This window comes from Roseateles albus (genome assembly GCF_028595345.1).
In the GTDB taxonomy this organism is placed as follows: domain Bacteria; phylum Pseudomonadota; class Gammaproteobacteria; order Burkholderiales; family Burkholderiaceae_C; genus Paucibacter_A; species Paucibacter_A albus.
On the sequence record NZ_JAQQXT010000027.1, the window covers coordinates 1 to 12736 of the forward strand.

General features: G+C 62.1%; 12 protein-coding genes. 5 read left to right on the forward strand and 7 right to left on the reverse strand.

Annotated features, from left to right (window positions below; all coding sequences use genetic code 11):
• The first annotated feature begins 148 nt into the window (after positions 1–148).
• Entirely contained in the window at positions 149–1156 is a 1008-nt protein-coding gene (locus tag PRZ03_RS23480) for a sensor histidine kinase (RefSeq protein ID WP_273602528.1), read from the forward strand.
• Between the two features lie 6 nt (positions 1157–1162).
• Here PRZ03_RS23480 and PRZ03_RS23485 read toward each other — a convergent pair whose 3' ends face one another.
• The 6 genes from PRZ03_RS23485 to PRZ03_RS23510 all read right to left on the reverse strand — a co-directional run bounded on the left by PRZ03_RS23485 (position 1163) and on the right by PRZ03_RS23510 (position 8372).
• Positions 1163–3853, reverse strand: coding sequence for a bifunctional acetate--CoA ligase family protein/GNAT family N-acetyltransferase (locus PRZ03_RS23485; protein WP_263534791.1), 2691 nt, complete (start codon positions 3851–3853; stop codon positions 1163–1165).
• Positions 3854–3964: 111 nt separating this feature from the next.
• Positions 3965–4258 (reverse strand): antibiotic biosynthesis monooxygenase family protein, encoded by a 294-nt coding sequence (locus PRZ03_RS23490; RefSeq protein ID WP_273602529.1) that lies wholly within the window; start codon positions 4256–4258, stop codon positions 3965–3967.
• A 74-nt stretch (positions 4259–4332) separates the two neighbouring features.
• The gene (locus tag PRZ03_RS23495; protein ID WP_273602530.1) at positions 4333–5169 is read right to left on the reverse strand and encodes a substrate-binding periplasmic protein; all 837 of its coding nucleotides are present in this window, start codon (positions 5167–5169) and stop codon (positions 4333–4335) included.
• A 28-nt stretch (positions 5170–5197) separates the two neighbouring features.
• Positions 5198–5707 carry a TlpA family protein disulfide reductase gene (locus PRZ03_RS23500; RefSeq protein ID WP_263534788.1) on the reverse strand — a complete coding sequence of 170 codons (510 nt, stop codon included), beginning with the start codon at positions 5705–5707 and terminating at the stop codon, positions 5198–5200.
• A gap of 64 nt (positions 5708–5771) precedes the next feature.
• Entirely contained in the window at positions 5772–6956 is a 1185-nt protein-coding gene (locus PRZ03_RS23505) for a sensor histidine kinase family protein (RefSeq protein WP_273602531.1), read from the reverse strand.
• A 198-nt stretch (positions 6957–7154) separates the two neighbouring features.
• Positions 7155–8372 carry a CaiB/BaiF CoA transferase family protein gene (locus PRZ03_RS23510; protein ID WP_273602535.1) on the reverse strand — a complete coding sequence of 406 codons (1218 nt, stop codon included), beginning with the start codon at positions 8370–8372 and terminating at the stop codon, positions 7155–7157.
• A 114-nt stretch (positions 8373–8486) separates the two neighbouring features.
• On the opposite strand from PRZ03_RS23510, the gene PRZ03_RS23515 reads away from it, so the two are divergent.
• From PRZ03_RS23515 to PRZ03_RS23525, 3 genes are all read left to right on the forward strand, one after another.
• The gene (locus tag PRZ03_RS23515; protein WP_273602532.1) at positions 8487–8987 is read left to right on the forward strand and encodes a hypothetical protein; all 501 of its coding nucleotides are present in this window, start codon (positions 8487–8489) and stop codon (positions 8985–8987) included.
• 75 nt (positions 8988–9062) lie between these two features.
• Positions 9063–9467 (forward strand): PTS sugar transporter subunit IIA, encoded by a 405-nt coding sequence (locus tag PRZ03_RS23520; protein ID WP_263534785.1) that lies wholly within the window; start codon positions 9063–9065, stop codon positions 9465–9467.
• Positions 9468–9473: 6 nt separating this feature from the next.
• A complete protein-coding gene (locus PRZ03_RS23525) occupies positions 9474–9743 on the forward strand; it encodes an HPr family phosphocarrier protein (RefSeq protein WP_263534784.1) in 270 nt (89 codons plus the stop codon).
• Between the two features lie 15 nt (positions 9744–9758).
• Here the strand turns inward: PRZ03_RS23525 and PRZ03_RS23530 are convergent, their stop codons facing one another.
• Positions 9759–10595, reverse strand: coding sequence for a GNAT family N-acetyltransferase (locus PRZ03_RS23530; protein WP_273602533.1), 837 nt, complete (start codon positions 10593–10595; stop codon positions 9759–9761).
• A 125-nt stretch (positions 10596–10720) separates the two neighbouring features.
• On the opposite strand from PRZ03_RS23530, the gene ptsP reads away from it, so the two are divergent.
• Positions 10721–12505: a phosphoenolpyruvate--protein phosphotransferase gene (gene ptsP, locus PRZ03_RS23535; RefSeq protein WP_273602534.1), complete on the forward strand. Its 1785-nt coding sequence runs from the start codon at positions 10721–10723 to the stop codon at positions 12503–12505.
• The last annotated feature ends 231 nt before the right edge of the window (positions 12506–12736 follow it).

Genomic DNA, 12736 nt, shown 5'->3' on the forward strand with positions numbered 1-12736 from the left:
TGAACCAGTTCGCGATCCTCTACGAAGATCGGTTCACGAAATCGAGCCCGTAAGATACTCAGCCAGCTTCACGAAATCAGTGAAGGTTCATTGAGCCTCACACACAGAAATTCGGACAGGCCCCGGGCCGCGCCTGATTCCGGGCACTTTGGAGACGCTCAGCCTCTTGTTTGGCCCCTTGTTGGCGGGCGACAGGCTGTTGGGCGTGATCTCCATTCAGTCCAACCGCCAGCATGCCTATGGCGACCGGGAGCGCTTTATCTTCAAGGCTTTGTGCGCCTATGCGGCCATCGCCCTGGATAATGCGGCCGCCTACGCCTTGACCGAATCGGCCCAGCAAGAGACCCACGCGGCCTTGATGGAGCTGCGCCAGATGCAGCGTGACTTGATCGAACGTGAGAAGTTGGCGGCGCTGGGGTCCTTGGTGGCCGGCGTGGCCCACGAGCTCAACACCCCGATTGGCAACAGCCTGATGGTGGCCAGCACCTTGCACGAGGGCAGCGAGGAGTTTTTGACGCTGGTCAGCCAAGGCCAGCTGCGCAAATCGCAGCTGGAGCAGTTTTGCCGCAACACACAGGATGCCAGTGGCTTGTTGATGCGCAATCTGGAAAAGGCCGCGGCCTTGGTCAATGGCTTTAAGCAGTTAGCGGTCGACCAGACCTCCGAGCGCCGCCGCGTCTTCAATTTGCGCCAGACCTGCGAAGAGGTGTCTTTGACCCTGGCGCACCTGCTGCAGCGGGCGGGCCATGAGCTGGTCGTCGATGTCGCCGAGGATGTGGCCCTCGACAGCTACCCCGGCCCCTTGGGTCAGGTGCTCAGTAACTTGGTCATCAACGCCGGCCTGCATGGCTTTGCTGGCCGGCAAGGCGGCCATATGCGGCTGAGTGCCCGGGTGCTGGAAGCGCAGCAAGTTTTGCTGTGCTTTGAGGACGATGGCCATGGCATCGCGGCCGAGCATCTCGACAAGATTTTCGAGCCGTTTTTCACTACCCGCCTGGGCCAGGGCGGCAGTGGCCTGGGCCTTCACATCAGCTACAACATCGTGCGCAATCTGCTTGGTGGCAGCATCACGGTCAGCAGCACGCTTGGCCAAGGCACGCAATTCGAGATAGTGCTGCCCTTGGTGGCGCCGGGCTTGGGCGAGGCGCTCAGCTAGCTTGCTCTACAAGGCGTGGGTCACCCATTTGAAGTCGGGGTCCTCGGCATAGGGCTTGATGGTGAAGCCCAGGCTTTTCATCAGTTTGAGCATGCCGGGGTTCTTGGCCAGCACCAGGCCCTCGATCTCGCTCAAGCCTTTTTCGCGCGCCACGTCCATGATGCTTTCCATCAGGCGTGAACCCAGGCCCTTGCCGCTGAAGTCATCGGCCACCACCAGCGAAAACTCGCAGCTCGATTGGTCGGGGTTGGTGATGTAGCGTGAGACACCGATGATGCGCTCGGTCTCTACGGTTTCGCCGTTAGCGTCGAGGCTTCGTTGCTTGGACACCGCTACCAGTGCCATCTCCCGGTCATAGTCGATCAAGCTGAAACGCGCCAGCATGGCCGGCGGCAACTCCGTCATCGAAGAGACAAAGCGGAAATAGCGACTCTCGGCCGACAAGCTGTGCACCAGCTGCTGCAACATCTGCGCGTCGTCCGGGCGAATCGGGCGCAGCGTGTATTCGCCGCCGCCGCGCATAGGCCAGACCTGCGCATGCCGCGCCGGGTAGGGCAGGATGGCCAGATGGGCGTATTGCTGCGAACCGGGGCCGATCGCCAGTGAAGCGCTGTCGATGACGATGCGGGCATCCACCGCGACGGCGCCAAACTCGTCCACGATGATGGGGTTGATGTCCATCTCGCGCAGCTGCGGCAACTCGCACACCATCTCCGACACGCGCAGCAGCAGCTGCTCCAGAGCGTCCATATCGACGGCGTTGGCGCCGCGCCAGTCACCCAGGGTTTCGGCCACGCGCGAGCGGTCGATCAGGCGGCGTGCCAAGTAGCGATTCAGCGGCGGCAGCTCCATCGCCCGGTCGTTGAGTAACTCGATCATGGTGCCGCCGGCGCCAAACACCACCACCGGGCCAAAGGGGTCATCGGTGACCAGGCCGATATAGATCTCGCGGCCGCGTTTGGCAGCCGCCATTTTCTGCACGGTGACGCCGTTGATGCGGGCCTGCGGTGCTAGGCGCGCGACGCGCTCCATCATTTCGGTATAGCCGTCCTTGACGGCGGCGCCATGCTGCAAATTGAGCACCACGCCCTGCACATCGGACTTGTGCGAAATATCGGGTGAGTCGATCTTCAGCGCCACGGGATAGCCCAGCTGGGTGGCAATCATCATGGCCTCGTTGGCCGAGCGCGCCAGAATCGTGTGTGTGACTGGGATCTGAAAGGCCGACAACAGCGTTTTCGACTCGATCTCGGTCAGCACCTTGCGGCGTTCGGACAAGACGCCCTCGATCACCAGCCTTGCCGCTTCGATATCGGGTTTGGTCAGGGTGGACAGCGGGGCCGGTGTTTGCTGCAAAAGCAATTGGTTTTGGTAGAAGGACGAAATATTGCCGAAGGCCCCGACCGCTGCCTCGGGCGTGCGAAAGCTCGGAATCGAAGCCTCGCTGAGGGTGCTGCGGGCCGTGCCCACCGACGCGTCGCCCATCCAGCAGGCCAGCAGCGGTTTGCTCAAGCTGCGCTTCATCTCTGCCAGCGCACGAGCGACGGCGGTGGTGTCAGCGCCCAGCTTGGGTGAATAAATGGCCAGCACGCCGTCGACCTGCTTGTCGCGCCCGGCCGCTTCGATCGCCGCCTGGTAGTGCTGACCCTCAGCGTCTTCTGACAGGTCGATCAGGTCGCACAGGCTGGCCAGCTCGGGCAACAAGGGCTTGAGCGCGGTGACCGAATCCGGCCCCAGCCGGCCCAGCTCAAGGCCGATCTCGTTGATCCAATCGGCCGCCAGCACGCCGGGGCCGCCGCCGTTGGTGACGATGGCCAGGCGCTTGCCGACCGGACGGTAGCGCGAGGCCAGACATTTGGCGGCAGAGAATAACTCGACAAACGAGCGCACCCGGACGGCACCGGCACGCCGCAGGGCCGAATCGAAAACATCGTCGCTGCCGACGATGGTGCCACTGTGGGTTTGTGCGGCGGCGTTGCCGGCGGGCTTGCGTCCGGCCTTCAGGATCACCACAGGCTTGGCGTTAGCGGCCGAGCGCAGCGCGCTCATAAAGCGCCGCGCATTGCCTATGCCTTCGAGGTAGACGATGATGCTTTGCGTCTGCGCGTCATTGGCGAGGAAGTCCAAGACCTGGGCAATATCGACGCCGGTGTTGGGGCCCAAGGAGACCACCGACGAAAAGCCCACCGCGTTGCTGCGCGCCCAGTCCAGCATCGAAGCCGTCAGAGCACCTGACTGCGAGACCAAGGCCAAGGAGCCGGCCTGTGCCAGCGGCCCGGTGGCGCTGGCATTGAGCTGCAGGCCCGGGCGTTGAAAGCCCAGGCTGTTGGGGCCGAGCAGCAGCATGCCTTCACGCCGGGCGATTTTCTTCAGCATGGCGGCCTGTTCGGTGCTGACGCCGCTGGAGATCACCAGCGCGGCGCGGCAGGTGATGCGCCCGGCCACCTCCAGCGCGGCAGCGATGTCTTGCGGCGGCAGCGCGATGATGGCCAGATCGGCCCGCGCCTGCGCCAAGTCGGCCAAGGTGCCGGTGCTCTGGATATCCAGGAAGCGCAAGCTGCCACTGAAGCGTTGGGCTTGCAGCGCTTGATGCAGCGCCAGGGCATGGGCGCTTTGCCCCTCGCTGCTGTCCGGCGAGCCGGCAAAAACAACAATCGACTCGGGGGTAAACAGTGGGGTCAGGTAATGCTTGTCCATGGTGTCGCTTTTTTGCCCCAGCGGGGCTGAGATCAACCGCAGTCTAGCCAAGCGTTATGGCTTCCGGCTTGACCTGAGACAAGCGCTTAGCTGGCCCTTCACCGCATCCGCTTAAATGATGCGTTCGAAATGCTCCACCCTGGGCGGCTGTGCAAAGAAGGGGCCGACGATGGCGCGCCAAGCTGGGAACAAGGGGCCACCGCGAAAATGCACGGTATGGTCCTCAAGGCTGGCCCATTCGATCTGCAAGATATAGCGCTCGGGAGACTCCAGCCCATGTTGGACGCGCGCGCTCATAAAGCCCTGGGCCTGTGCGATCACGGTCTTGATGCCATGCGCAATGGCGGCTTCAAAGGCGGCCTGCTGGCCCGGCGGAATTTGAATTTCGGCGATCTCGAGAATCATGAAGAGCCTTTGGGGGTTCGCTAGAGCTAAGGATTAAATCGAATGATTGAATCAAGTGTCGGCCCGCCCTTCGATCAGCGGTAGTGCACCCGTTTGCGAAATTCATCTTGCAGGCGCTGATAGCTGCCGTCGCGCCGCATCTGCGCCAACCCGGCGCTGAAGGCTTGGGCCAGGCTCTCGCCCTGCGGGTGTTGCTTGGAAAAAGCCACCCAGAAGCCATCCATTGAGAGCAGGCCCACTCGCTTGGCGCGGCCCTTGAACTCGGGGGTGTTGTTGATGCGCATGCCGCCGGGCGTGCGATTGAGCAAGATGTAGTCGACCCGCTTGGCCAGCAGCATGCGTATCAAGGCGGCATCGGAGACAGCCACCGATTTCAGAATCCGGCTGTCGTGCATGAATTCGCTGGGGTAGGTGTAGCCGTTGGTGTAAGCCACGCGTTTGCCGCGCAGGTCGGCCAACCGGAGTTCGGGCACATCGGCGTCAGCGCGGGCAAAGATCGACAACTCCTCCTCGAACATGGCCGGCTGGTGCCAGACATAGTCGGCGCGGTTGTCATCGGTGATGGTGGCGTTGAAGCAGCCCGCGACCTGACCGGATTTGGCGTAAAGCATGCAGCGCGCAAACGGCACGTTGATGATCTTTACCTGTATGCCTTGGCTTGCAAGAGCGGCGCGCACCAGGTCAACACTGAAACCGACCGGGCTGCTGTCGGTGTCGGCGCCGGGCTTCTCGGCGGCGCTGTACGGCGACCAGTCATCTTCGCCCGCGAGCACCAGCGTCTTTTTGTCGTTGTTAAATGATGTGGTGGCTGAGGTGGCCGAGAACTCGGCCGGGGTCTGCGCGTGTAGCCCGGCGCTGAACGCCAGGCAAACAGCTATCGAGACGGCACGGTGTAGGTAGCAAGCGAACATGGGCCGACAAGCTTATTGACTGCTGCGCTCAGGCCGACTCGGCCAGCAGCTTTTCGACCAAGGCATGCAGGGCGGTGAAGTCCGGTTCACCGACATAGCGTTTGACGATCTCGCCGCGCTTATTGATCAATAGCGTGGTTGGCGTCAGCTGAATCTTGCCAAACTGATGGGCGATTTTTCCGTTGTTGTCGATCGCCACGCCGAAGGGCAGCTTGCGGCTCTCGGCGAAATTGGCCACGAAAGCCGGTGGGTCGTAGCTCATCGCCACGGCCAGGGTGTCAAAGCCCCGGGCCTTGAATTTCTCATGCGTGGCAACGATTTGCGGCATCTCTTTGACGCAGGTGGTGCAACTGGTGGCCCAGAAATTGACCAGCATGACCTTGCCTGCCCATTGGCTGGAGTCGGCCGGTGCGCCGTCCAGCAGCACATAGCTGACGGCCGGCGCTACTTCGCGGGAGCCAAGGCTTTGATAGGCAAAGAATCCGCCGCCGGCCAAGGCCGCCACTAGCAGGGGCAGAAAAATACGTTGCAGCTTCATGGCGGCAGTTTAGCCTGGGCTTTGTACCGAGGGTGGCGGGCGGGTCATCCGCCGCAAGCCAGGGTCAAAGTCCTTTGGACAACTCGAACATCAGCACCGAGGACAGCGCATCGTTCAGGTGCAAGCGCGAGATGCGTGCCAGGCCGTCTGCAGTAGCGGTGGAGAGCTGGGTCAGGTGGGGCTCGTCGAGTACCTCGACAAAGCAGAAGTCCGGCACTTCGCGCATCACGTCGGCAAACAATTGCTCAAAGTCGTCGCCGCGCAGCGCGCTCTCGAACACGATGCCATGCGGCAGGCCTTCCTGGCAAAACTGCGCCGCTTCCGCCATGCTGCCGGCCAGGTCGATGATCAGCCCCATATGCTGCATGGCGGCCTGAATCTGGCCGCGTAGCTCGCGCTGCGCGGAAATGATCAGCACATGGCTGCCGGCCAGTGGCTTGGAGTTGTTGGACGGCTGGAACTCGGCCACGCGCTCGCTGCTTTGGGCGAGTTCCCGACCGGCCTCTCGCTCGCTGCTTGCCGAGATCAAGCCGGGCTCGTCTCCGATGATTTGCGGGAACTCGAGGGTGAGCACGGTGATGCCGGCTTCGTCCTCGCGCAGTGGCAAAACACCCATGGTCAGTGCGGTTTGCTCGACCAGGCGCCAGGCCAGGGAGTTCAAGGCCAGCGGCAGTTCCTTGAAACGAGGGTCGTCGATCAGGTCCAGCGAACGGTGAGCAAAGCGGCACACCAGTCGGGCTTTGGCTGGCCAAGGGGTCAGATCCAGCCGCAGGTCGATCGAGCTGTGAGTGCTGGCCAGGGCCCAATCCATCAAGGCGTTGAGCAGCGCGAACAGCAGCGAGCCGTCCGCCATGATTTCAACCGGCTTGAGAATTTGCCGCACCTGGATGCCGCGCGCCTGGGTTTCGCGGCTGCGTTGCGCCAGCACGCCGCGCAAGATTTGCGTGAGGTGCATGCGCTCGCGGCTCAGTTTGAGTCGGCCGGAGGCGAGGCGGGCGAGTTGCTGGCCCAGCATGCCGGCCTCACGCGCCTGGCTGACGCTTTCGCGCAGCGCACGCAGGCTCTGGCGGTCGATCTGGCCGGTGCTGACCAGGTCGTGGATGCGCTCCAAGGCCGAACTCAGAGGCCCCGCAATTTCGGCACCCAGTTGTTGCACGATTTCGGTCCACTGCACGGGGCTTGGCTCGCCGGCCACATCATTGGCGGCTGAGCAGGCGGAGGCGGTTGAGGTGGACGGCGGGATTGACATGGGCAGGCTTGAGGATCGGCGGCTGTTTTTCTTTTAGGGGCGCTTGCGGGCCAAATTCCCGCAACGGACGCCATCGTCAACGCGATGCTCCTCAGCGTCCATCCCCTGATCCGGGGGAGTTGGCGCTGAAATTGCCATATGTCTGCAATAAGCGTGAGATTTGCGCACTTTCACACGTTTTGACGCAGTGATTTGCGCCTATGCGATCACGCCGGCCTGCAAAAGTGCCGCAATCTCGGCTTCCGTTCGACCTGCTTCAAGCAAGAGCTCGTGGGTGTGTTGACCCAAAAGCGGCGGGGCCCGGCGGTAGCTCACCGGTGTAGCTGACAAGTTCATGGGGCTGGACACCAACTGCAAGCCGGGGCTCAAAGGGTGCGGCATGGGTCTTGCAATGCCGCGCGCTTGGACCTGCGGGTCGGCGAAGGCTTCGGCGAGGTTGTTGATGGCGCCGCAGGGTACTTTGGCGGCTTCAAGGGCGCTGAGCCAGGCGTCGCGGGGGCGGGTTTTGATTGCGGCTGCGATCATGGGCACCAGCAGCTCGCGTTGCCGAACGCGTTGGGCGTTCGTGCTGAAGCGAGGGTCTTGAGCCCAAGCCGGGAAGCCCGCGATGGCGCAGAACTTGGCGAATTGATGGTCATTGCCGATGGCCAAAATCAAATGGCCATCGCTGGCTTCAAAGGCTTGGTAGGGCACGATGTTCTGGTGCGCATTGCCCATGCGGGTGGGCACTTGGCCCGTGCAGAGGTAGTTGGCGCCCAAATTGGCCAACATGGCCAGTTGCGTGTCGAGCAGGGCCATGTCGATGACCTGGCCCTCGCCGGTCGCGTCGCGGTGACGCAGGGCGGCCAGAATTGCGACGGTGGCGTAGAGGCCGGTGAAGAGGTCGGCCACGGCCACACCGACCTTCTGCGGCCCGCCGCCGGGCAGGTCGTCACGTTCGCCAGTGACGCTCATCAGGCCGCCGATGCCTTGCACGGCGTAGTCGTAGCCGGCACGGTCTTTGTATGGCCCGGTCTGGCCGAAGCCGGTAATGGAGCAAACGATCAGGCCGGGATTGAGCTCGCGCAGGCTTTGCGCGTCCAGGCCGTAGCGGGCCAGGTCTCCGACCTTGAAGTTCTCGACCAGCACATCGACGCCGGCCGCAAGTTCGCGGATCAGCGCTTGGCCTGCCGGGCAGGCGATGTCGATGGCGATTGAGCGCTTGTTGCGGTTGGCGCCTAAGTAGTAGGCGGCCTCGCTGGTGTCGCGGCCCTGCTCATCTTTCAAGTAAGGAGGCCCCCAGGCGCGGGTGTCGTCGCCGCTGCCGGGTCGTTCCACCTTGATCACATCGGCGCCGAGATCGGCCAGGGTTTGCGTGCACCAGGGCCCGGCCAACACGCGCGACAGGTCGAGTACGCGCACGCCACCCAGCGCCATCGGGGGTAGGGTCGCTTGGCAGGATTCTTTGGGGGGCTCGTTGGTGGCGGCTTGGTTTTGCATGGGTGAGATTGTCGGGCAGGGCTATGGCCGCCGCCCTTGGATAATGCCGCCATGACCTCACGCGCCCTCCTTCTCGTTCTTGCCTTGAGCCTGGCGGCTTGTTCGCCCAAGCTGGATTGGCGCCAGACTCACCCTGTCGGCGCGGGCATCACGGCAATGTTCCCTTGCAAGCCGGTGGTCAACAGCCGCCCGGCCACGGCCGCCGAACCGGCAGCCATGGGTTTGGCTGAATGCAAGGCCGACGAGTGGACCTTCTCCCTGGCCTGGGCTGACCTCAAAGATCCGGCCTTGGTGGGTCCGGCCTTGCATGAAATGCAGCGCTCGCTGACGACTAAATTGAATGCAGAAGTGGTGTCGACCGAAGCGCTGACCGTGGCGGGCATGACGCCCAACCCGGCGGCCGGGCAGCAGTTGCTGCGGGGCACGCAGCAGCACGCTCGGCTGGCGGTGTTCTCGCGCGGCTTGCGGGTCTATCAGGTGCTGATGTTGGGCACGCAAGACAATCCGGTCGCCTGGGAGAGTTTTATCACTGGGCTTAAGCTTGATTCATGAGCAGTTTGGCGCCGTACGCAAGCCAGGACGGGTGGGCTTGCGGCGCGAAGCAAATGCAGCGTTGATAATGAGGTTATGCCCGGTTTGCTTTTGATCGCCCATGCCCCGCTTGCTACAGCCTTGAAGGTGGTGGCGGAGCACACCTTCCCGCATTGCGCGGCCCAATTGACGGTGCTGGACGTGACCCCGGATATGTCGGCGGACGACGTTGAGGGCGCTGCGCGGGCGCTGCTGCAAGCGGCCGGCCATGCAGAAGCCTTGATTCTGACCGATGTGTTCGGCGCCACGCCTTGCAACGGCGCGCAGCGTTTGCACAGCGAAACCGTGCGCGTGGTCAGTGGTGTCAATGTGCCCATGCTTTGGCGCTCCCTGTGCTACATCAGCGAGCCTTTGGCGTCCTTGATCGCGCGGGCCGTTCAAGGCGGTGCGGCCGGCATCATGTTGAATGACATTCCCGTGAACCCCAATTCGGAAACCTGAGATTCAATGATCAAGTCGACGCTCACCATCAGCAATAAACTGGGCCTGCATGCCCGCGCATCGGCCAAGCTGACCAAACTTGCCGGTAGCTTTCAGTGCGAGGTCTTCATGAGCCGAAAGAGCCGGCGCGTCAACGCCAAAAGCATCATGGGCGTGATGATGCTGGCGGCCGGCCTGGGTTCGGAGGTTGAACTTGAGACCGAAGGGCCTGACGAGCAGGCCGCTCAAGACGCCATCACCGCCTTGGTGAATGACAAGTTCGGCGAGGGTCAGTGAGCGGCCGCCTGCGGCTTATTCGATGAAGTGACGACGGTAGCGAGCGGGTAGTTCGGCCAGTCGCATCATCATTGGCAGATCGGCCATATTGAAGTCGGGGTCCCAAGCCGGCGCGCCGAGTATGCGGGCACCGCAGCGCAAATAGCCCTTGATCAGCGGTGGCGCCTCGACCTTGAGATCGTGGCGCAAGTCATCGACAGGCAAGGGCAAACGGGGCCGCACCTGCCATTCAATCCCTGCCAAATGGGTCTTCTCCAGTTGCTTCCAAAGACTGGCCGCGAAATGACCGCCATCACACATGCTGATGCTGGCGCAGCCGACCATGGTGTCGAGCTTGTTTCTGATCATGAACTCGGCCAATGCACCCCATAGCAGCATGATGACGCCACCCGAGCGGTGGGCCGGATCAATGCAGGAGCGTCCCAGCTCCACCATGTTTCCCCGCAGGCTGCGCAAGCGTGTGAGATCGAATTCGGTCTCGCTGTAGAGGCCGCCGGCTCGCTTGGCTGCTGCAGGGGTCAGCACCCGGTAAGTGCCGACAACGCGGCTTGAATGGTCCTTGGGGTCAATCTCGCGCACCAAGAGATGCTCACAAAAGGCATCGAAGTTGTCGATGTCGTGACCGGCCGGCGTTCCTTTTGGTACGGTCAGGCGTGCGCCCATTTCTTCGGCAAATACGCGAAAGCGCAGTTGCTGTGCCTCGCACACCTCTTGCTCTGTTTTGGCCCAGCAAACTTCCAGCCGGCTTGGTGTCGCTCCATGCGCTGGCTGCTGCAGCTGTAACGGCGGGTGCTCCAGCCTTGCGGGGTGGAGTTCGGAATAGGGCAAGGTGGACAGCGGAAGATCCCTCATGAGCGGCCTCGTCTAGGTCGTTGGTTGGCAGGCGGATGCTCGGTTGTTGCGGTGACGCTGCCATGACGCATGAATGACGATTCGGTGACGAGGCACTAGGGCCGAGTGGCTGCTAAAGTCGGCGCATGAGCTTTCAGGTGTTTGGCATCCCGGTCTCGCGCGGCGTGGCCATCGGCCGCGCGGTCTTGGTGGCGTCGAGCCGCGTAGACGTCGCGCACTATTTTGTTGCTTCAGCGCAGGTTGAAGGCGAGATCCAGCGCGCTTATCGGGCCCGCGATGTGGTGGCGCGCGAGTTTGAAACGCTCAAGCAGGACTTGCGGGGCGATACGCCTCAAGAGCTCGCCGCCTTGCTGGATGTGCACTTGATGCTCTTGCACGATGAGGCTCTCATTGGTGCGGCCACGCAGTGGATTGTTGAACGGCACTACAACGCTGAATGGGCCTTGTCCGCTCAGCTTGAGGTGCTGGCGCGCCAATTTGATGAGATGGAAGACGACTATCTGCGCGAGCGCAAGGCTGACTTGGAGCAAGTGGTCGAGCGGATCTTGAGTGCCTTGGCGCGCGAGCAGGGTTTGAATCCGGCTGATGCGGCCAGCGTTGTGCAGCGCGACTTTGCCGGAGAAGATCCCTTGTTGTTGGTGGCGGCCGACATTGCGCCGGCCGACATGATGCAGTTCAAGCGCAGCGTCTTTCACGGGTTCATTACCGACATCGGGGGAAAGACCTCGCATACGGCCATCGTTGCCCGCAGCATGGACATTCCCGCCGTGGTGGGCACGCGCGAAGCCTCGCGGCTGATTCGCCAAGATGACTGGATCATCATTGACGGCGATGCGGGCACCGTGATCGTCAATCCGTCGCCCATCATGCTTGAAGAGTATCGCTTCAGGCAGCGCCAGAGCGAGTTGGAGCGGGCGCGCCTAGCGCGTTTGAGGCATACGCCGGCGGTAACGCTGGATGGAGAACGTATCGAGTTGCACGCGAATATTGAGCTCCCTTTGGATGCGCTCGGCGCCATCGAGGCGGGCGCCACCGGGGTTGGTTTGTTCCGCAGTGAATTCCTGTTCATGAACCGCGATGGTGAGTTGCCCGGCGAAGATGAGCAATTCGCTGCTTACCGGGCGGCCGTAGAGGCAATGCAAGGCATGCCGGTGACCATTCGTACCGTCGATGTGGGTGCGGACAAGCCGCTGGACCGTATGAGTGCGAGTGAATTGCGCCATGAGCATGTGCTCAATCCGGCCATGGGTTTACGGGCAATTCGCTGGAGCCTGGCCGAACCCAGCATGTTTCGCCAGCAATTGCGCGCCATCTACCGGGCAAGTGCATTTGGCAAGGTCCGGCTGCTGATCCCTATGGTGGCACACCTGCATGAAGTAAGGCAGATTCTGGAGGCCGTCAAAAAGGTACAGCAGCAACTCAATGACGCAGGCCATGCGTATAGCCATGTTGATCTGGGCGTCATGATTGAAATTCCTGCGGCGGCCGTGATGCTCCCCTTGTTGCTGCGCCATGTTGACTTCGTCTCGATCGGCACCAACGACCTGATTCAATACACCTTGGCGATTGACCGCGCAGACGAGGCGGTCGCTCATCTTTATGATCCTTGGCACCCCGCCGTCTTGCAGTTGTTGGCAAGCTCGATCGGGCAGGCGCGAGCGGCCGGCAAGTCGGTCAGCGTATGCGGCGAGATGGCCGGCGACCCTGCGTTCACGGACTTGCTGCTAGGGATGGGCCTGCGTAGCTTTTCCATGCACCCGTCCCAAATCCCATCGGTGAAACAGCGCGTGTTGCGGGCCGATGCGGCGCGCCTTGCCTCCTTCATGCCAGAAATCATGGGGAGTGAGGATCCCCGGCTTGAGGCGGAGCAGGCTTTCGCCAGAAACAAGCCGGCGCGGACTTTGCAGTAGGCCGTGCGACCGTTTGGCGCGACTGAGCCGACCTTCAAGCTACCGCGTGGACGGGTAATTGCATATTTTTCAGCGAGTTGACGTTGCAAGCTTGATTCTTCGTGCTACAGTCGTGGGCTTCGCTGCTGAGGTTCACGCCCAGGCAGCGGCAGAGGTAGTAAAAAGGAAGTGCAAAAGAAAATTTCGATGCACTTGACGGATTTGAAGAAAATCAGTCATAATCCCGCTTCT